Here is a 20604-nt window from a genome sequence, read left to right as displayed (position 1 = left end):
CAAATCCCCTGGGTAGGTGCCTTATTTCCTGAGTTTCGAGTGTAAGAAGTTGGAGGTTTTAGCCTTCGGACTTCTGGTAGGACTCGACGGCCTTATCCAACTCATCTAGGGCGCGGCCATACTCTTCGAAGGAACCGTCGCGGGCATCTTCTAGGCCCTTCAGAGCCTTGTTGATGTCATCGATAGCGCCTGCTTCATCGGAGGAGCGAGGGGCCGAAGCCGGAGTCGATTCCTCAGAAGACTCCTTCTTCTCGTCCTTCTTATCCGCAGAAGAGCTGTCTTTGTCGGCATCGTCGTCGCCGGAATCGCCCTCAATCTCTTCGATGTCCTGGGCGGACTTGGCATCGATTCCCACCTGCTCAAGGGCATCACCGATAGTCGGTGCATACCCCACGCGGCCCTTGTAGGACACGAGCACGCGCAGCAGCTTCGGGAAGGCAGAAGCCTGATCCTTGCGCTGCGAGTAAATCGGCTCGAGGTAGAGGATCTCGCCACCGCCAACAGGCAAGGCCAGCAGGTTGCCGTTGTGCAGATCGTTGGTGCCCTCCCACAGGGTACGGTCGCGGGCGACCTGGTCAGAAGACATCATGGCGTCCTGCGCCTGCTTCGGACCCTGCGTCTGCGTATTGGTTGGCAGCACGCGCACGGTGATATCGCCGTAGGTATCCGGATCGGAAGATACCGCCATGTGCGCGGACAGGAACTCACGGTTCAGGCCACGGTACGAGGTAGTCAGCTGGAAGCTCGGGTCGCCCGTTTCCGGATCGGCAGCCATCACGTAGTACGGCGGCTGGTTCAGGTCGCGGGATTCCTCCGCGGTCGGGTCATTCGGCACGGACCAGAAGGCGTCGTTATTGAAGAAGACGTTCGGGTCATCAACGTGGTAGCGGGCCAAGAGGTCACGCTGCACCTTGAACATGTCCTCTGGGTAGCGGAAGTGCTCGCGCAGCTCATCGGAGATCTCGGATTCCGGCTTCACCACATCCGGGAAGACACCTTCCCAGGCCTTAAGCACGGGGTCTTCCTTGTCGAACTCGTAGAGGTCCACGCTGCCGTCATAGGCATCCACGGTTGCCTTCACGGAGTTGCGGATATAGCCCACCCGGTCATTGACCAAGCGCTGGGTGGTGCCATCGGGGTTGAGGGCGTCCTGGGTGGCATCGGAAAGCGAAGCGCGCTGCGAGTACGGCAGGGAGTCCAGGGTGGTGTAGCCATCAACGATCCACTTCAGGTGGCCATCAATAACGGCCGGGTAGGTAGCGGAATCGGTGGTCAACCATGGGGCAACCTTCTCCACGCGCTCGCGGGGGTCGCGGTCATAGAGCAGCTTGGATTCGCTGCCCACGCGGTCCGAAAGCAGGAAGTTCAGCTCGCGGTATTTGGCAGCATACATGGTGCGGTCAAACAGATTGCCAATCTCAACGCCGCCCTCACCGTCATAGGTGTAGTTGGTGCTATCGGTGTCGTACTCCACCGGGTTCTCGCCGGTGGTACCGGTAATGGCGTAGTCCAAATTATCTGCGGCACTAGCGATGACCGGGCCGTAGTAAATGCGGGGCTGGTCTACCTTGATGCCCAAGGACTTCTCGGCATCTTGGGTCTCGCCCTCACCCTCGGACTCGCCGGCCTGGGTCTGTAGGTCAGAGACGGTGAAGATGGGGTAACCACCGCGAGCAGAACCGGCATCGCGGGCAACCTCATCGACGGTATTGGCCTGCGCGGCTACGAAGCCATTGCCGTGAGTATATACGGTGTGGCGGTTGATCCAGTCGGACTGGTTTTCGCGCAGCTCATTCGGGTCCAGCTCGCGGGCTGCAACGACGAAGTCGCGCATCTTGCCATCGGTTTCATAGCGGTCCATGGACAGCGTTTCTGGGAACCCATAGAAGTTCTTCAGCTGCTGCATCTGGGTAAACGTCGGCGACAAAATCTCTGGATCCAGCAAGCGCAGGTTATTGATGGTGGCGTTATCGGAGGCAACCTTGTCATCCGATACGTTGTCGCCGCCCCAGTTTTCCTTGTAGGTCACGTGGTCATCGGTAAGCCCATAGGCATACCGCGTGGCCTCGATATTGCGGGCAATGGACTCGTTTTCCTTCGCCTGGCGGTTTGGCTGTACCGAGAAGCGCTCCATGAGCAGCGGCCATGCCTGGCCGATGATGAGCGAGGACGCGAGCATCAGCACGACGGCGAGGCCAGGGATGCGCAGGTCCTTGATGACGATGGCCATAAAGAGCGCAATAGCGACGAAGACGCCGATGATCATCAAAATGATCTTGGCGGGCAGGTAGGCGTGGATATCCGTGTAGGAACCACCGGTAAACAGGTCGTGCTCGGAATACAGCAGCCCGTAGCGCTCCAGCCAGTATCCGGCGACCTGGGCCACCATCCACAGCCCGGCCGTAATGGCAAGCTGCAGGCGCGCCGAGCGGGAGATAGAGCCGCGCACGCCCGCGGCCTTATTGCCAATGCGGATTCCGCCCAAGATGTAGTGGCCGAATAGGGCAATGAGGAAGGCGAGTACAAGCAGGATGGACAGGGTGCTGACCACCATCTGCAGCACGGGCAGGCTAAAGGCATAAAAGCCCAAGTCGTGGTGGAATTGGGGGTCTTGTACGCCGAAGTCCTGACCATTGAGGAATAGCATCACATCGCGCCAGTGGGACTGGCCGATGAAACCGGCGATGATGCCCACGATGGCCGGGATGACCTTGAACAGCACGCCCATGGACTTCTCAATGGACTGGCGGTACTGATAGACCGGCGAATTCAAATCCCCCATATCCAGGGAATCGGGGCGGCCGCGCCAGGCAAAGAACCCGGCTGCCCACACCACTGCGGCAGCAACGAGCCCGAAGATGATAAAGAGGACTATGCGCGCAATAATCGCGGTGGTGAAAACACTGCGGTAATCAATGGAGCCAAACCACCTCCAATCCGTGTACATGCCCACGAGCATGGGGCCGAAGAATAAGAGGACGGCAATGATGGCCGCAATAATTGCCGCGACCTTAGGTGGCCGCTTCAATGGGGCGGCTGGTGTGGATGACCCTAGGGACAACGCCAGCTCCAATCAAATAGTGCGAATATTAAACATGTAGACTTTTTCCAGTTTAAGGAATCAATACCCAGATAACGAATAAGGATGCCTATGAGTTCCCCCGAATTATCACAGCCAGCTTTAAACCGCGCTATGACGGAGGCCGTGGATTTCGTCCATGCTGAAGGTTGGGACGCCCGCCCCACCATCTTCGCCCTTGTTCCCACCCATCTGGTGGCGGACCAGCTAGCGGCCATGGATGAGGAAACCGCGTCCCCGCTGACCCTTATCGTGCAAGACAATGTCCCGGAAAACATTGAGCCGGGTTCCGAGGAATTGGCCGATTACGTCTCCCGCTTGGCCTGGCCGCGCGAGGTCGCAGGCGCCATCTTGGCCCAGGAGATCAAGTTCCGGGATACCTCTAGCGAGGACCCCTCCCCTCGCCCGGCGCGCCTGTATTCGGGTGCCCTGCGCGAGGAAGGAATTGAGACCACCTTGCTGCAGCTGCGGCCCACTGAAGAAGAGCTTGAGGCGGCCGGCCCCTTTGCTGAGGACGATATTCAGCTCCGCGGCGGCCCGCAGGTGGCCCCTGGCGTAATCGCCGCGCTGCGCTATGGCCTCAACCAGGATCCGGATGAACTAGACTAAGTGGCAATTAAGCCCGCAACCAAGGAGTTCTATACAGTGCGACGCCTTTCCTTCACCCGCCGTTCTTCTGCCCGCACCGCTACCGCGGCGGCGTTACTAGGGCTCAGCGTGGCTGCGGCAGGTTGTTCTTCCGATGCTGATGCGCCTGACGATGCCCCCGTAGAGACCACCTCTGCGGCCACCACCACGACCTCTGAGAACGACAAGGAGTCCGCGGCATCAAGCACCGAATCCTCCACGTCTTCCACGGAGTCAGAATCGGCAGACAAGGACGAGGACGAGGCTTCCGAGGAAAGCACCACCAGCGAGCCGAGTGCTAGCGGCGAGCTGGATAAATCGGTGGCCAAGGTCTATGACACATATAAGTCGCTGGCACCCAAGGACCTATTCGCCCAGTTTGAGCGCTGCGATTCCACTGGCGGGGATTCTTCCTACAATTGCTCCGGTCCTAAGGTGGGGCAATTCCAGTTCTTTAAGTCGCACTCCAAGGCCTCCCAGACCACCCAGGTACTTACAGAGCTGCGCAGCTCCCATGCCATCGAGGACGATGGCGATCGCGTCGTCGGCTGGTCCACGTTGGGCACCACGGCGGTTATCACCGTGGTGGATAATAAGGAAGGCCTGGTCATGCAGCAGATGATCTCTTCTGACCAGGTGGACCCGGAAGAAAAAATTAAGGAATTGGGCCTAGTAAAGAACTAGGCCTCGGCCGCACAAGCTCTTTTTAGCTGCATTCCTTGACGTCTTTGCCCGCCGCAAAGTCCTTCATGGCCGCCACGGCATCGTCGAGGTTTTCTACCTGCGCAATGGTCATATCGCCGTGGTCGCTGCCGGCCGCCGCTGAACAGTTGTCCTTGGGCGCCAAGAAAAGCTCGGCGCCTGCCTCGTGCGCGGCGGCGATTTTATGCTCAATGCCGCCAATCGGCCCGACCTTGCTATCGGCCTGAATGGTGCCGGTGCCGGCCACGAAGGTGCCACCGGTTAGGTCTTCATCGCTGAGCTTGTCGATGACCGCCAGGGTAAACATCATTCCCGCTGACGGCCCGCCGATATCCTGCAGGTTGTAGTTCACCGAGATATCGTCCTTGGGCTGGGATAGCATGGCGATTCCGAGCAACGCCTTGCCCTTATCGTGCGGGTTTTCGCCCAATTCGATTTCTTCGCTGAGCTCTTTATCCCCGCGCGTCACGCTGACTTTCACCTTATCGCCGGGGCTTTTGTCCTTGATGATGTCTTGGACCTCGCTTGGCTCGGTGACCTCGGTGTCATCGACTGCGGTGATGACATCGTCTTTTTTGAGGTGCTCCGAAGCGGCGCCGTCCTCGATGACCTCGGCCACGGTGATTTTGACCGGCAGGTGCAAATAGTCCATCGCCGCGATGGTGGCCGCGGACTCCGATTGGGTAAAGGCCTGCTTATTGGATTCTTGGACCTCTTCATCGGTCATGTTTTGCGGAATGACGGTATCGATGGGCACCAGGGTGTCATCGGTAAGCGCCCAGCGCCCCAACGCCTGCGCCAAGGTCATATTGGTGCGCACGGATACGGTGGTCATATTGAGGTGCCCACTGGGCTCATAGGTCTTTGGCGCCTGCACATCAACGACTTGGGTGCCATCGACCTCGCCCAGCGTATCCACGGTGGGGCCAGGGCCTTCGGCGGCATAGGGAACGGTCAGCGAGACATCGGTGCCCGGGATATGGTCAAGCGATACCAACGCACCGGTAAGCACAACGGGGATGGCACCCCAGGCGATGGTGCGGACGCGACGGCTAGCAGGAGAATTCACGAAGCAATAGCCTACAACCTTTGGCGTACTGTTCGCTGTCAGCGTTGCTGTGATCATGGAAACTTTCCGCACGGTGCCGGTAGATTGGAGCGCATGAGCAACGGATTCGGTTTTTCTTTCCCAAATAACGATGACGACGATAATGACGGCCGTCGTGACCAGAACCCGTTCGGCGCATTCGGCGGCGGTAATGGTGGCGGCCTCGGAGACATGCTGAACCAGTTCGGTCAGATGCTATCCGGCATGGGCTCGTCCATGAACTCGCTCCAGAACTCCGGGCCGGTCAATTACGACATGGCCAAGCGCATCGCCCTGCAGCAGATCCCCAAGTCAAAGAGCATCAGCGCGGAAGATTCCAAGGCAGTAGAGGAATCGGTGCGCTTGGCGGAGCTGTGGCTTGACGATGCCTCCATTCTCCCCACCGCTTCCGGCGCCACGCAGGCATGGGATTCCAAGCAGTGGTTGGAAGAAACCATGCCCGCTTGGGAGCGCATGGTCACCCCGGTGGCCCAGCACATGAACGATGCCCAGCTGGAGTCCATGCCGGAAGAGGCCCGCGAAATGATGGGTCCAATGACCAAAATGATGGGCCAAATGTCTAGCATGAATTTCGGCATGCAGCTAGGCCACGCCTTGGGCGATCTGGCCAGCCAGGCACTAACCGGCTCCGACTTTGGCCTGCCCATCGCCCCGGCCAATACGGTGGCGCTTTTGCCGCATACCATTCAGAAAGTCGCGCGCGAGCTCAACGTTCCTGGCCAAGAAGTACTAGTGTACATTGCCGCGCGCGAGGCCGCCCGCCAGCGCTTGTTCAAGCACGTGCCGTGGTTGGTAGAGCGCATCGTCTCCTCCGTGGAGGAATACGCCATCGGTTTGGTCATTGATACCTCCCACATTGAAGAGCTTGCCCGCGAGCTCAACCTAGAATCCGGTGATCCGCAGGCCATTCAAGAGGCAATGAGCAAGCTGCAGGGAATGGACCTCTCCCCGCGCATTACCTCCAAGAACACCGCTGCCGCCTCAAGGCTAGAAACCCTGCTGGCCTTGGTTGAGGGCTGGGCCGAGCACGTCGTAAGCGAGGCCTTGGGCGATCGCATTCCCTCCACCTCCAAGCTCACTGAAGCGTGGGCGCACCGCCGCAGCACCGGCGGGTCTGCCGAGCAGGCTTTCAGCAAGGTCGTGGGCATCGAGCTCAACGCCCCCAAGGTGACCGAGGCCGCCGAGCTGTGGCGCCGCGCCACCGTTGCCGTGGGTGCAGAGAAGCGCGATAAGGCCTGGGACCACCCAGACTTCCTGCCCACCGCAGAGCACCTCGATAACCCGGCCGCCTTCATCGATTCCCTCTTGGATGACGAGACGGATGAGGGCTTCGAGGAAGAATTTGCAAAGCTCGAGGAGATGCTCAAAAACGGCGAGGACTCCGAAAAGAATTCCGAAGAGCACAAAGATTCTGCAGAGGACCAGGATTCCAAGGGCAGCGACGACGGTGCCGACAGCGACGAGAGCACCGATAAGGACAACGGCAGCGAGGATAAGTAGCTCGCGCTAACCGCCCCAGCGCTGGTAGGCCTCGAGGTAGCCCTTGGCCCGCTCGGCGTGGGGTGCTCTATCGGCCCACTGCCAGAAATCGCGCCCATGGCGCGGGATGAAGGTATGGGTCAGCTCATGGATGATGACCGAATCCAAAACATAATCCGGCACCTGCTGTAGCCGGTTGCTCAGCCGGATATCCGCGGTGGAGGTAGTACAACTACCCCACCGCGTATTTTGATTGCTCACCCAACGGATAGAGCCAATCCAAGCACGCCCTTCCAGGTACTGCGCGTTGAGCTGTTCGGCGCGCTGGAGGAGCGCCGCATCGGTCTTCGCCGCACCACCGGTTTTCTTTTCTAAGCGCGCGAGCATGTCCTGTACCGCCTCGTTTTCCTCACGGGCGGACATCCAGGCAGGAATGCGCACTTCCAATACCCCGGCCACCATGCGCGCCTGCACCGACTTTCGCCGCCGCGCAGAACGGATAACCTTGACCTCAGGGTGGTTACTTCCTGGTGGTTGCGTGCTCGACATGACAGGCCATTGTACCTGTGGTGCAATGGACGCACATGCGGCACTTTGCCGTATTCGGGGTGCTCGAGGGGATTCGGGGGAAGCAATGACTGCCTCACAAGGCACCACTCAACTTGTGACATTAGCTCCAGGGTGTGGCGTATTTTGCCGCGAGGATTCCGTGGTGCAATTCGGAATGGATGCCACCCGGGTGGCGGTGGCGGATACGGGCAGTGCGCCGGGCGTGGCCCGCGCTTTTGCCACGGCCCATCAGCCGGTCGACTCTTCCGACTTGGCGGCGCGGTTGGAAGCGGCCGGCTTGGATAGCGCTGCCGCCAGTAGCCTTATCGATGATGCCCTAGCCTATGGCATCCTCTGGCCCCTGCCGCCACATCCCAAGAAGCCTGAAACCATCATCATGCTGGGTGAATCCCCGCTCGCTGCGGAGCTGCGCGCCCGCTTGACGGCAGATGGATACACGGTGCGCATCCCCCTTGATGAAGACAATATCTTTTCCTATATCCACGACCTCGATGGGCTTTTTACGGTACTTGGCATCGACCAGCTCCACTGCCCCATCGATTGCGCCAATGCGCTTGCCGGCACCCAGACGACCTGGTTGCCCATTTCCTTACTAGATAACCGCGGCGTCATCGGGCCCCTGCGCGTAGAAGGGCAAGGCCCCTGCCCGCTGTGCATTCACTTATTCCGTGTGGATGCGGATCCGCAGTGGAGCGCCATTGCTTCCCAGCTCGCCAGCGTGCGCAGGCAGCCAGAAAAACTAGTCATCGATGCCGTAGCGGCCCAAGCACAGGTGGTGATCCGCCGCTTAAGCAAGCGCCCCTTACCACCAGGCGCGCCCACGGCCTTCCCACGGCCGGGGCAGCAATGGGAGGTAGACGTCTACGGCCGCCACCAGCAACGCACGGCCATCGCCCATCCGCGATGCCCGGTGTGCTTTGGCGGCAAGGTCAACCTGGCTACAGCCGCACCGAGCGAATGACCTCCAGGATTTGCTCGCCGTAGCGCTCCAACTTATTGGGCCCTATTCCGGAAATGGACAGCAGCTCCGCCTCATCTGCCGGCAGCTCTTCCGAGATGGCCTGCAGCGTGGCATCCGTAAAGATGACATAGGCCGGAACCTTTTCCTCACGGGCCACCTGCGCGCGCCACGAGCGCAGGGCGGAAAAGACCTCGTCATCGCCATTGCCCTCACAGTCTTCATGCCGGCCAATGACCTTTTCCGCCGGGGTCTCTAAAACCCCGCTGCATACGCGGCAGCGCTTCGGGCGGCCGGAGCGGCCACTCCCTGCAGAAGATTCCACGCCGGGCGCGATGCCGTCGAGAAAGCGGGTGCGTTCCCGGGAGGCTCGCGAACCGGCGGTCTTCGCCAATGCCCACGACAGGGCCAGGTGCTCGCGGGCGCGGGTAATGCCTACATAAAACAGGCGGCGTTCTTCCTCAATCTGCTCATCGCCCGCCTTAATGGCGTGGTTGATGGGCATGAGTTTTTCGCTCAGCCCGACGAGGAAGACGGCGTCCCATTCCAAGCCCTTCGCCGCGTGCACCGTAGCGAGGGTCACGCCCTCCATGGCGGGGGCTTGCTTATCGGTGGAGCGGCGCCGCAGCTCACCCAGCACCCCATTGAGATCGATACCCGGGGTGGATTCCACGATCTTTTCGATCAAGCCCACCAGCGCGTTCAGCGATTGCCACCGCTCGCGGGCCTGCGCGCCCTGCGGTTCGGTGGCGCTGAGCCCAAGCTCCACGAAGGCGGCCCGCGCAATCGCCACGGGGTCCTCCGGCAAATCATCGCGGCGCGTTGCGGCGATGAGCACGCGAATGGCCTCCAGAATCTCCGGGCGGCGGAAGAAACCTTCACCGCCGCGGACTTGGTAGACCACTCCGGCATCGGCAAGCGCCTGCTCGAACTGTTCCGACTGGGCGTTAATGCGGTACAAGATAGCAATTTCTGAAGCCGGCACACCCTGATTGAGCAGTGTCAGCACCTGCCCAGCCACCTCCTGTGCCTCATTTTCCTCGGACTCGTAGGCCTTGAACGTCGGCTCCGGCCCGGGCTCGCGCATGCCCTGCAGCTCCAAGCGGGTGCCCGCCGCGCGCCCCGTAGCCTTGCCGATGACCCGGTTCGCCAAATCCGTTACCTGCGGCGTGGAACGATAGTCGCGCTGCAGCTTGACAATGGTCCCGTCCGGATAGCTGCGCGAAAAATTCAGCAGGTACTCCGGAGATGCGCCATTGAAGGAATAGATGGTCTGGTTGGCATCGCCCACCACGGTGAGATCATCGCGATCACCCAGCCAGGCGTTCAGCACGCGCTGCTGCAGGGGCGTGACGTCCTGGTACTCGTCAACGACGAAGGTGCGGTATTGCTCGCGGAAGGTCTCCGCAATGGCTGGGACGTTTTCGATGGCGCCCGCGATGTGCATGAGCAGGTCATCGAAGTCCAGATGCATCATATCCGGCGTGGCTTTGGCCTTTTCGTAACGCCGGAAGGCCTCGGCCACCTTGGCGGCATCAGCCGGGGCGGTGCGATCCGTTTCCGCGATGACGCTCTCATAGTCCTCCGCGCTGACCAGTGCGGATTTCGCCCATTCGATTTCCGCCAGCACGTCACGGATCATGTCTTTGGAATTATCCAGCCCCACCGAGCGCACCGCGCGGGCTACCAACGGGAATTTATTATCCAAAAGCGTCCATGGCAGATCGCCTGCGACCTGCGGCCAGAAATACTTCAGCTGCCGCCGCGCGGCCGCGTGAAAGGTTTGGGCCTGCACGCCAGCAACACCCATCATGCGCAGGCGATCCCGCATTTCTCCCGCCGCACGCGCGGTAAAGGTCACGGCCAAAACTCGCTGGGGGTTTACGAACCCTTGATCCACCATGTTGGCGATGCGATAGGTAATGGTGCGGGTCTTACCGGTACCCGCGCCCGCCAAAATGCACACCGGTCCGCGCGGGGCGGTGGCCGCGCGGCGCTGATCCTCATCCAGCAGGGACAAATCCGGCTTACTCACCGTGATACCACTCCATAATCATCGTGTGTGCGATAGAACCCGCGGTGGCCAGCGGAAGCTTAGGCAGCTCGGCGCGGGTCACCCAACGAATTTCTTCCAGTTCCCCATCAGTATGGCAGGTGGCCTGGACATCCGATGTCTCTGCGTGAAAGCCCAGCATAAGCGAGCCGCTCGGCGGCCACGGCTGGGATCCCCAGTAACGAAGATTCTCAATGCGCCGCCCAGTTTCCTCCATGGTTTCGCGGGCAAAGGCGGCCTCAATGGTCTCGCCCGGCTCCACGTATCCAGCGATCAAGGAAAAGAAGTTATTGCGCCCGCGATTGCGCGCCAGCAAAATCTTCTCCTCGCCCTTGAGCTCAATAAGCCCAATGACCGCGGGGTCCAAGCGCGGGAATACCATACGGCGCGAATCCTGCGGATCGCGGCCAACGATACCCGGCGTTGGATAATCCAACGGCTGGCCTGTGCGTGGATCGAAGCGTTGCTCCAACCTGTTGCGGATCAAAGCAATCGCCTGCATGATAAGGGAATTATCGGCGAAAAAGGTCGCAGGTTGCAGCTGCCCTATCCCCCGTGCAATTGCTTCCGGGCAGGCAAAAACGTGCAGCGTGCCGATGTCCACCATCTCCGGAGTTCCCACACCTTCCGGCAATTCCTCCACCAACGCCGCGTCCCCACTCGCGGTGGCGGGCACTAGTCCCGTGTGCGTTACGGGCAAATACAATTAATCCTCCTCGTCATCATCTTGCACTTCCACGGGTTGTTCCAGATCGTGCTTGATATACAGCAGGCGGTCGCCCGGTTTCAGTGCGGAGGCATCAGCAGTATCGACGCGGTGGAGTTCGTTATTGCGCAGCACCGCGAGCACGATATCCGCCAGGTGGCGCGGGTTGGACCCGACCTCGAACTCGCGCACGGCGCGCTCAGATACCGAAAAGCCCTCATTAGGAGAAAGCAGGTCTTCCATCATTTCCACCACGGTGGGGGTCACGGTGGCAAGCCCCAGCAGGCGGCCGGCGGTCTCTGCAGACGTCACCACGGAATCGGCACCGGATTGGCGCAAGAGGTGGCGGTTTTCGGACTCGCGCACCGAGGCCACAATCTTGGCCTTGGGGGCAAGCTCGCGCACCGATAGGCAGCACAGCACCGCGGTATCGTCCGAGGACGGGGTGACCACTATGGAGCTCGCGTGCTCCACCCCGGCCACCTTAAGCACGTCCTGCTTGGTTCCCGAACCAAAGATGGTGACCAGACCGTGGTGCTCCGCATGCGCCAGCGACGCGCGGTTATTATCGATGACCACGATCTGGGAGGTGGGTACGTCATCTGCCAAGAGCGCGGCGACCGCCCCGGCACCCTTCGTTCCATAGCCAATAACGACGGTGTGGTTACGCAATTGCTTTCTCCAGTTCTGGATTTCAAAGGTGCGGCGGGCCTTGTCCGTGAGCACGGATAGCGTCGCACCAACCAACAGCACAAGGAAGACGAGGCGGGCCGGGGTGATAAGTACGAGGTTAATAAACCGCGATTGCTCCGTAACGGGAACGATATCGCCATAACCCACGGTGGTCAGCGTGACGGCGGCATAGTAGGAGGAATCCAAAAGCGACATGTCCTCGCTATAGCCCTCGCCGTCCAAGTACACCACGACGGTGACGAAGATGAGTATGCCAAATGCCCACAGCGCGCGTTTGGCCAACTGGCGCCACGGGCTGGCATTTTGATCCTTGGGCACAGTGATGACATCAAGGAGCGCGTGATCAGGTTGCGAGGACAACTCGACCTGCGGCAAAAAGCGCTGTTTGATACGCCCTTTGAGCACCTTCGCATGTTTTTTGGCCACTGGCCCAGCCTTCTTTTCTGGATCGATTTTTGATTCCGCCGGTTATACGGGGACGCAACTATCCATTCATCGTCCGCGTTCCGTCCCCATACCTTAGCCCTAGTGGCCTGCTACTGACGATTCAAGCAGGCTACGCAGCTGCTCACCTTGGGCTAAAGTATCTGGCTCAAAAGTATAACCATCGTGAACATAATGGAAAGCGGCGCGGATTTTATCGCCGCCGTGGATGCGCCGCCAGGCTTCGACGTAGACCGCCAACTGAATCTTCGCCGCTTCCATGGCAGTACCCTTCGGCGGCCGCCCGGTCTTCCAATCCACCACCATCCAGGTGCCATCTGCCAAGCGGAAGACGGCATCCATTCGCCCGCGCACCACCGCGCTGCCGATGGTGATTTCAAACGGCGCCTCCACAAAGTCCGGCTGGCGCTCCGCCCATTCGGAGTTCAGGAAGGATTCCTTGAGTTTTTCCAGGTCGAAGTCCTCCGGCTCATCGATGCCCGGCAATTCCTCTTCTCCTAGCAGCGCGGGGCTGCCAAAGCGCTCTTCCAGCCATGCGTGGAAGGCGGTGCCCCGCTTGGCATAAGAATTGGGCTTAAACGGCACCGGCCGGCGCTGCCGGCGCGCAAACTGTAGCGGATCACTGCCCAAGGCCACCATGTCAGAGGCGGTAAGCTCGCTGGGAAGTTCCACATCCACTACCGGTTGTTGCAGAGACTTGTATTCCTCAATGAGCGCGCCCGCATCCTGTTCCCACAACTCGAAGGTCTCGCCGTGGCTTAACTCAGGAAGCTCCTCCATGGCCGCTAGCACCGCATCCGCGCCAGCCAGGGAATCCGGATCGGCTTCAAGGGCGGGGAAGAGCCCGCTTTCTGCCGCATTAGCCGAGGTTTCCACCGGCTCTTCGGGCACAGTCCACTCCCCAACGTACTGGGAGAAAGATTCTTTTAGCCTTTCGAGGTATTCATACGGGCCCTTCTTAGCCTTGCCCGACCGGTTATTAGTACCGGAGCCGGTAACGGTCAACGTGGACTCGGTTCTGGTCAAGGCCACATAAAACAGGCGAGCCGCTTCCTCCGCGTTATGCGCGCGGTCATCATCCAAGAATGCCTTGCAGGCCTTTTCGAATTCGGAACGGGTGACCGCATCGGGTGAGACCTCGATGTAGTCATTGTCACCGGGCACCTTTTCAATCTTGGACAAAAAGGTCTCTGCCTGTGCCTTATAACTCGAAGAGTCAGCGTGCACGACATAGACGTGCTCCCACTCCAGGCCCTTGGCCTTATGCACGGTCATGATTTGTACGCGATCCGTGGAAGCAGGCACCTCCCCAAGCCCGAGGCCATCTTCATGTTCGCGGGCGAGCTCCAAATAATCTAGGAGCGCATACAGGGAATCCCCGTGGAATCCCGCGACGATATCGGCGAATTTATCTAGGTGGGTGGCTCCCCCGGCGCTGCCGCGGGCAAGAACCTCGGTACGGATATTGAAGATGGCCTCGATGTCAGCGAAGAGATCGCTTAAAGGCTTGGACAGCGAGTAAGTGCGCAGGTAGCGCAGCTTGGCAGATACCTCTTCCATGCGCGCTAAGCCCTCCGGGGTATAGCGATCGCACTCGCCGAGGTCTGCCAGGGCATCGGCAAGCCCCACCGTCTGATCAGGGCCCTCGGCCGTAAGCTGCGCCAATTGGGCGCGCAGATACTCCTCTGGATCCACGCCCTCTTCCCACTGCAGGCGCTCTTGCTTTGCCCCTGCCAAATTCTTTTGCCGCACGGCAAGGGCTTGGATATCGCCCATGCCCAGCCCGCAAATGGGCCCGGCGAAAATGCGGAGGGCCGCTTGAGCATCTTCCGGCCGCACCAACATGGTTGCCAGCGCTACGAGGTCCTGGATTTCCGGTTGCCACAGCAATCCACCTAGACCATTGATTTCATTGGGCACATCGACGGCATCCAGGGCAGCTGCAATGGCTGCGGTTTGCCGGTTGGTGCGCACCAATACCGCTGCGCGAAAACCATCTCCCTCGCGCGCTTCCCACTGCTGCCTTACTTTCTGGGCAATAAAATCGTGTTCCTCGTCCTCGCTGGCGAAATAGGCCAGTTCAATCTCGCCTTCACCCTTGTGCGGGGCCGCATGCAGCTCATCGACGGGGCGCGGGCCGCCCGCAAAGACCCCGGCCGCCACCGAGTTGGCCAGCTCCAAGGCACCCGACGGGTTGCGCCACGAAGTAGTGAGCTGATCCTTGGGAGCAGGGGCGCCATCTTCCTGCGGGAAATCCTCCACGAATGCGGTGAGGTTTTCTGAGGTAGCCCCTCGCCAGCCGTAGATGGCCTGCATGGGATCGCCCACCGCTGTCACGGAAATGTCTTTCTGCTCCCCGCCAAAAAGGCTGCGCAATAATACTCGCTGGGCATAAGACGTGTCCTGATATTCATCCAGCATGACCACGCGGTAGCGCTGCGCCTGTTGCTTGCCCACCGCTGGGTGCGATTGCGCGAGGCGCGCTGCCACAGACATCTGCTCGCCAAAAGTGATGACCTGCTGTTCTGCCTGCGCGCGCTTGAGTTCCTCGATCAATGGCACGTACTGCACGCGCAGATCCTGGACATTGATGTAGTCCTGCAGTTTCTTGGAATACTCGCCCTTCGTCCTCGGCGCCTTTTCCAGGTTGTCAATATCGGCGCGGAAATCCCGTGCGAACTCGGCAATATCATCCGGATCCTTCAAGGAATTGTCCATATCGGAAGTGATCTTGAGCAGGGTTTCCGTGATGGAACCCAAGGTCTTTTCATCCGATAATTTACCGCCGTAGTTTTTCACCACGTCATAGGCAATGGCAAAGCGCTCCGCCTCCGTGATAATTCGCGCCGAGGGCTCGACCGGGACCAAGAGGCCGTATTCGCGCACGAGCTCGCCGGCATACGAGTCATAGGTGGCCACGGTGGGTGCGATATTGTTAAGCGCCTCCGCGGCGGGGCTACCGGGGACGATGAGGCCGGAATCGCGCAGCTGAATGAGCTGGCGGCGAATGCGCTGTTCTAGTTGCTGGGCCGCCTTGCGCGTAAAGGTTAGCCCCAATACCTCTTCAGGGCGCACGTAGCCATTGGCCACCAAATAGACCACGCGGGAGGCCATGGTTTCCGTCTTACCTGCACCCGCGCCGGCCACCACGAGCTTGGGGCCAAAAGGACCCTCGATGACGTGGGCTTGTTCCTCAGTAGGTGGGTAATCCTTGCCCAGTGCTTGGGCTATTTCTTCCGGGGAAAAATTCTGCTTAGGCATGGATGGTCATCTTTCCTTCCTCCTGCACCGGGCAGATGGTACGAATGGGGCACTTATCGCAATCTTTATTGGTGCGCGCGGTAAGTTGCGGACCACGCAGTTCCGCTGCCAGTGGTGGCAAAAGTGCGGAAAATTCTTCCAGCGCCTCTGCGGTGAGCTGGCTTTGTGTGCGCGTGGTGATTTTGCTGGAATCTTTTCCGGGATAGACAAGCACCCCGCCTGCGCGCGGCATCCCTTCGCCATCGCGCACGCGCTGCCCGTCAAAGCTTCCCCGGGACAAGGCCAATTGGTAGGTCATTAGCTGGCGGTTTTCTTCCGCCTCTGCCTGCGTCGCTGCAGATTTACCGGTCTTGAGATCCACGACCAAGTAATTTCCGTCTCCATCCTGCATCAAGCGGTCCATGAAGCCGCCAACCCGGATATCCGGGGCGACCTCGACGTAGACGGGTACTTCTACCCCGGCGAGTTCATTTTTGACCTCGGATTGCTGCGCCCATTGCTGCGTGCGCTCCAGCAGGCGGGAGAATTCTTCCAACTTGCTCTGTAGCTGCCACTGCGGAACATCCAGGATGAGCTCATAGGCTTCCATGACGAGCAGGCGGGCCTTTTCCGCATCCATGCCGCGGCCGATGGCCTCCAAGAAGGCGTGGGCCATGGTGCCGCGCAGGAGGTGCTCGGCGCCGCTGGGATCTTCGGTAAGGTTGCCCACAATCGCCTTGAGCGGGCAGTTGAGCAGGGCTTCGACCCGGGATGGCGATAGACTCTTGCTACCGCGCAGCTGCGTATGCGAGGCTACAGAGCGCGCGGAAAACCACTGGTCTGGATGGGCGCCTGGGATTCCCGCCTGCGCTAAGCGCGCCAGCTGCCGGGCCGCTTGGCGCCGCTCCGCCTCGCCAGAATCTGGATTCGTGACCACGCGGCGCAATTGCGCCACAAAGGAAGGAACGGAAAGCACCGATATATCGAGGGGATCGACCTCGAGCCCATCGCGCAGGGACACCGGTGCCGGCTCGGGAACATCTAAGCCCAGCTCGCGGGAAAATTGGGTGGCGCGCAAGGCACGGCTGGCTTCCCGGCGCGCCATAGTCCCGGGCACATCGACCCCGCGCCCGGTAAATTCCGCGATGAAGCGGGAAGGTTCTGCAAAGGCATCCTCATTGGGGTTTTCCACCGCAGCGATGAGTAACCGGCTCCGGTGGCGCGTGGTGGCGACGTGGAAGAGCCGTCGCTCTTCGGCCGGGCGGGAGGCGATGTGGCTAACAGGGGTATCAGGCTCAATATCGCGGTCCAGGAGATCGATGAGATCTTCTTGGCCAAAAATAGATCCGGTCTCCCCCAGCGAGGGCCACGCGCCTTCTTGGGCTCCGGCGACGATGACGGTATCCCATTCGCGGCCAACGGCACCGTGGGCGGTGATGATCTCTACGGCCTGCGGGATGGCGGTGCGGCGGTCGCGGACGCCGGTGGGCAGTTCTTGTTCGGTGATGTGGGTTAAAAAGGACTGCAGCGAGGAGCCGGGGCGGCGCTCGGAGTAATCACCGGCGGCATCAAAGAGCGCCATCATGGCATCGAGGTCGCGGTCTGCTTGCGAGCCGGTGGCGCCGCCGCGCAAGGCGGATGCCTGCAAGCGCATATCCAACTCGGTGGCGCTCCATACCTCCCATAGGATTTCTTCCACAGAAGCCTGGGCTTGTACGGCCTGCCTGCCCGCCGAAAGTACCGCGCGCACGCGCTCTAGGATGGAAAATTCGCGTTCCGTGAGTTGCCCGTTAAAGTCCGGCAGCTCGCCCTGCAAGAGCTCGCGCAGGCTGTCCATGCCGCGCGTATCAGGAGCCCAGCGGCGCAGACCGCGAATCAGGCGGCGCAGGGTGACGGGATCCGCCCCGCCCACCGGACCGGTCAGCAATTCCTCGAGCTCCGCATTGCTGAGGTCTTCTTCCAAGGCGCGCAGGGCAAGAAGCATGGCAGATACTAAGCGCTGTTCTGCCAAAATTACGTCGGTCGGGCTGATATGCACGGGTACACCGGCGGCCAGCAAGGTGCGGCGCATCTGGCCGATATCCGCCGTCGAGCGGACGATGATGGCGATATCGCGCCACTGCACGCCATCGTCCAAATGGCGGCGGCGCACGGTATCGGCCACCACATCGCGCAGGCGTCCCTCAGAATCCACGATGGAAACGCAGGCCGGGGATCCGCTGCGGTGCGGCTGCGAAAGCTCCACGGAGTGTTCCGCGGGAAATTCCTCAAGGAACTGCGAATTAGCACCGCGGAAGGCAAAGACGGATTGGTCCGCATCACCGCCGATGACCAGCAATTGTGCATCGGGGGCCAGGCGAGAGATGAGCTTGCCCGCGGTGGGATCCAATAGCTGGGCGTCATCGACCACGATGGTGTGCCACGGGTGCGAACTCGTAAGTTCTGGGCGCAGCAAGACTTGGTTGACTAGCTCGGCCGCGGAATAAGAATGCGCACCGGAAAGTGCTTGGACGCGTTCGTATTCGCGCAGGAACGTACCGGCGGCAACCCACATTCCACGGCCGTACTTAGCCCCGAGGCTCTCCAAATCCGCGGGGCTTAAGCCACGTTCGATGGAGCGCAAAAGAAAATCGCGCAATTGGCGGGCAAAGCCTACATACTCTAGGGCGGGGCGAACTTCCTCCGGCCATTCGCCGTGGCCGGATTCAGCGTGGCCTTCGAGCAATTCCCGGATAACGGCATCTTGTTCCGCGCCGGTGATAAGGCGCAATTCCTCGTCGCTTGCACTGCGCAGAAGGGCAAAGGCCAAGGAGTGGATGGAGCGGACCATGGAGGATTGCGCCGCATAATCTTCGAGGCGCTCTGAAAGCTCACGGCGCAGGCGGGCACCGGATTCCTTGGAGGCGGCAACAACGAGGATGCCGGAGGGATCTGCCCCCGTCTCCTGGGCGCGGTCGAGGGCATGAATGACGGTATCGATAAGAAAACTGGATACGCCTGTTCCGGCGGTGCCGGTTACCTTCCAGGTACCGGTTTCCGGCAGCTCAACGGGCCAGGAACGGGCGTGTGCGGACGGGGTGCGGGCGATGAGTCGTACCTCGGGCGACGGCGGTAGGACCACTCCCGCGCGGGCGGTGGAATGGGGATTGTAAGTCACCGCTCCAGTATCGCAGATGCCCTAGACACAAGAAACTGTTCCACCCGCTCAATATTAGAACGCACATTCGAGCGTGACCGCGGATTCAAATCATTGATATGCCGGCGATAGGACACAGCCCGCAGCAAAAGCTCCTGCATACCCGGCACGTGGCCAAACCGCTGGCAAATGTCATCATCTACCACTTGCGCGATCAACCCATCCACGATCACGAGCGCAGCGCTCCATCCGGCGGGGCGCGCGGATTGGCTCGGCACGAGATCCACGATTCCCGGTGGGTGCGCACCATAAAAGACCGTGGTGGTCAGCAGGGCGGTATGGGCGGTGACCAAGGGGACATCGGCAAGCGCGGCCTTATCGTAGGCCTCCCCCGTCTCCGCCCAGGCGGTGCGCTCCGCGCGGGCGAAGGCATCATCGCGGTGCGTACCCGGAGGTGCTGGCGCATTAGCCATGGCATCGTCCAAGCGCAAGGCCGTCTGCGCCGCTTCATCGATACGCCCGGTGACCTCGCCGGGAAGGAACTGCGTCGCCTTCCACCCGGCCGCGGTATGGCGCCCGTCGCTCGCGAGAACCGGCCGCGATACCCGCGCGCCCGGCACGCTGAGCTTTTCGCGCACCTTGGCAGACCACGCCGCGAAGGGGCCGGCCTGGGAGTAGACCACATCGCCCACCTTGATGCCGTTATCCCATACTGGGCCCAGCTGATCGCCTTGGGCCCGGCGCGACCCTGTCGCACCGGTTTCTGCGTGGAAGGCGCTTAATACATGTTCTGGGGGAAGCGGCATCCAGTACTCCTTATTGGGGTTGGTGGGGATCCTTTTGCTCCGGATTGGGATATGGCCACGGGTTAGGCTCGCAGGTCACATCCTCATCAGGATAGACCTCCTTGGGATTGCGGTCATGCAATTTTTTATTGTTCAAACTCAGCGTCTGCTGCATCATTACCGGGGCCAATTTGCCCTCGCCGCCGCACTGCTGGTGGGAGGCATAGCCAATGGCGTGGCCCAATTCGTGGTTGATGACGTACTGGCGGTAATTGCCCAAATCGCCCTCAAAGGGCGTGGCTCCGCGCACCCACCGCGCCTCATTAATGATGGTGGTGGATTCTCCGGTAAACATGGTGTGGCAGGAGGTTTCCGTTTCGATCTTCTCTCCACACCGCTCCGCGGCCGTGCCCAGAGAGGTCAGCTGGATGCGGGTATCGGGATCGTCTGCGGAGGCAACGTGCTCGAATTCGAAATCACCTTGGGCGGTCCACCCGCGTGGATCCGCAAGGGTTGCCTCCACCATTGCGGCAAAGGCATCATCACCGCCGTAGGGGGCGGTATTAAGTCCGTCTTCTACCTCGATGGAATAGCGCACCTTCTTCTCGCCGCCCTCACCGGCTACAGCGCCGGGGCGGCCGATTCCGTGGAAAGTGCCCTTGCCCTTTTTAGTGAAGTCACTTCCAGGGGGCATCTCACTAATCTCGCGCTCTACCGCCTCCGCGTTTGCGGGGTCCGGACCTGTGAGATCCTCGTGAGTAGGGGTGGCGGCAGCGGTGGTCTCCGCGCTGGATGCATCGCCGTTGTCATCGGCCGAAGAGCCGGACGCGATATCCACAACCACCCAGACGGTAAGCAGCACCATCACTGGGATAGCCACCACACGCCACCAGCCGTAGCGGCGGGCGAACCGAACCACCGGGTTCGGGTGATCCGGAATTCGCCCATGGCTCTGCTGAGCCTTGCGATTCTGCCTACTTTCCATAGGCATTGAGGGTACCCGGTTGCCTATTCAAAACTGAAT

General features: G+C 60.6%; 14 protein-coding genes. 4 read left to right on the top strand and 10 right to left on the bottom strand.

The features are described from left to right. Positions 1-58 precede the first annotated feature (58 nt). Positions 59-3028, bottom strand: coding sequence for a UPF0182 family protein (locus tag ABRP88_RS06995; RefSeq protein ID WP_349836738.1), 2970 nt, complete (start codon positions 3026-3028; stop codon positions 59-61). Between the two features lie 123 nt (positions 3029-3151). Between ABRP88_RS06995 and ABRP88_RS06990 the strand changes: the two genes are divergently transcribed. Further along, positions 3152-3688, top strand: coding sequence for a PPA1309 family protein (locus tag ABRP88_RS06990; protein WP_284770000.1), 537 nt, complete (start codon positions 3152-3154; stop codon positions 3686-3688). A 36-nt stretch (positions 3689-3724) separates the two neighbouring features. Next, on the top strand, positions 3725-4390 hold the full coding sequence (locus ABRP88_RS06985) for a beta-N-acetylglucosaminidase (protein WP_349836737.1): 666 nt from the start codon (positions 3725-3727) through the stop codon (positions 4388-4390). Between the two features lie 22 nt (positions 4391-4412). Here ABRP88_RS06985 and ABRP88_RS06980 read toward each other — a convergent pair whose 3' ends face one another. After that, positions 4413-5477, bottom strand: a complete 1065-nt coding sequence (locus ABRP88_RS06980; protein ID WP_349836736.1) for a YlbL family protein — start codon at positions 5475-5477, stop codon at positions 4413-4415. A 93-nt stretch (positions 5478-5570) separates the two neighbouring features. On the opposite strand from ABRP88_RS06980, the gene ABRP88_RS06975 reads away from it, so the two are divergent. Continuing rightward, the gene (locus ABRP88_RS06975; protein ID WP_349836735.1) at positions 5571-7016 is read left to right on the top strand and encodes a zinc-dependent metalloprotease; all 1446 of its coding nucleotides are present in this window, start codon (positions 5571-5573) and stop codon (positions 7014-7016) included. 6 nt (positions 7017-7022) lie between these two features. Here ABRP88_RS06975 and ABRP88_RS06970 read toward each other — a convergent pair whose 3' ends face one another. Next, positions 7023-7544, bottom strand: coding sequence for a M48 family metallopeptidase (locus tag ABRP88_RS06970; protein ID WP_284770004.1), 522 nt, complete (start codon positions 7542-7544; stop codon positions 7023-7025). Between the two features lie 115 nt (positions 7545-7659). On the opposite strand from ABRP88_RS06970, the gene ABRP88_RS06965 reads away from it, so the two are divergent. After that, complete coding sequence (locus tag ABRP88_RS06965) at positions 7660-8526, top strand: hypothetical protein (RefSeq protein ID WP_349836734.1); 867 nt, start codon at positions 7660-7662, stop codon at positions 8524-8526. Here ABRP88_RS06965 and ABRP88_RS06960 read toward each other — a convergent pair. From ABRP88_RS06960 to ABRP88_RS06930, 7 genes are all read right to left on the bottom strand, one after another. After that, positions 8504-10558 (bottom strand): ATP-dependent DNA helicase UvrD2, encoded by a 2055-nt coding sequence (locus ABRP88_RS06960; protein ID WP_349836733.1) that lies wholly within the window; start codon positions 10556-10558, stop codon positions 8504-8506. The two genes, ABRP88_RS06965 and ABRP88_RS06960, sit on opposite strands and share 23 nt — an antisense overlap. Further along, positions 10551-11282: an NAD(+) diphosphatase gene (locus ABRP88_RS06955; RefSeq protein WP_349836732.1), complete on the bottom strand. Its 732-nt coding sequence runs from the start codon at positions 11280-11282 to the stop codon at positions 10551-10553. The genes ABRP88_RS06960 and ABRP88_RS06955 overlap by 8 nt, the downstream gene beginning before the upstream one ends. Further along, entirely contained in the window at positions 11283-12401 is a 1119-nt protein-coding gene (locus ABRP88_RS06950; protein ID WP_349836731.1) for a potassium channel family protein, read from the bottom strand. 99 nt (positions 12402-12500) lie between these two features. After that, on the bottom strand, positions 12501-15680 hold the full coding sequence (locus ABRP88_RS06945) for an ATP-dependent helicase (protein WP_349836730.1): 3180 nt from the start codon (positions 15678-15680) through the stop codon (positions 12501-12503). Next, on the bottom strand, positions 15673-18780 hold the full coding sequence (locus ABRP88_RS06940) for an ATP-dependent helicase (protein ID WP_349836769.1): 3108 nt from the start codon (positions 18778-18780) through the stop codon (positions 15673-15675). The genes ABRP88_RS06945 and ABRP88_RS06940 overlap by 8 nt, the downstream gene beginning before the upstream one ends. Positions 18781-18812: 32 nt before the next feature. After that, the gene (locus tag ABRP88_RS06935; RefSeq protein WP_349836729.1) at positions 18813-19601 is read right to left on the bottom strand and encodes a hypothetical protein; all 789 of its coding nucleotides are present in this window, start codon (positions 19599-19601) and stop codon (positions 18813-18815) included. Between the two features lie 10 nt (positions 19602-19611). Continuing rightward, complete coding sequence (locus ABRP88_RS06930) at positions 19612-20565, bottom strand: DUF3152 domain-containing protein (protein WP_284854096.1); 954 nt, start codon at positions 20563-20565, stop codon at positions 19612-19614. Between the last annotated feature and the right edge of the window lie 39 nt (positions 20566-20604).

It is taken from the genome of Corynebacterium sp. KPL2734, from assembly GCF_040225595.1.
Lineage (GTDB): Bacteria > Actinomycetota > Actinomycetes > Mycobacteriales > Mycobacteriaceae > Corynebacterium > Corynebacterium rhinophilum.
The sequence above is the reverse complement of the archived record's forward strand: the minus strand, read 5'-3'. Positions and strand labels throughout refer to the sequence as shown.

Bases quoted from the DNA above. Each gene is read 5' to 3' on its own strand.
- ABRP88_RS06990 (WP_284770000.1), top strand. From the start codon at position 3,152: ATGAGTTCCCCCGAATTATCACAGCCAGCTTTAAACCGCGCTATGACG.
- ABRP88_RS06975 (WP_349836735.1), top strand. From the start codon at position 5,571: ATGAGCAACGGATTCGGTTTTTCTTTCCCAAATAACGATGACGACGAT.
- ABRP88_RS06970 (WP_284770004.1), bottom strand. From the start codon at position 7,544: ATGTCGAGCACGCAACCACCAGGAAGTAACCACCCTGAGGTCAAGGTT.
- ABRP88_RS06945 (WP_349836730.1), bottom strand. From the start codon at position 15,680: ATGCCTAAGCAGAATTTTTCCCCGGAAGAAATAGCCCAAGCACTGGGC.
- ABRP88_RS06935 (WP_349836729.1), bottom strand. From the start codon at position 19,601: ATGCCGCTTCCCCCAGAACATGTATTAAGCGCCTTCCACGCAGAAACC.
- ABRP88_RS06930 (WP_284854096.1), bottom strand. From the start codon at position 20,565: ATGGAAAGTAGGCAGAATCGCAAGGCTCAGCAGAGCCATGGGCGAATT.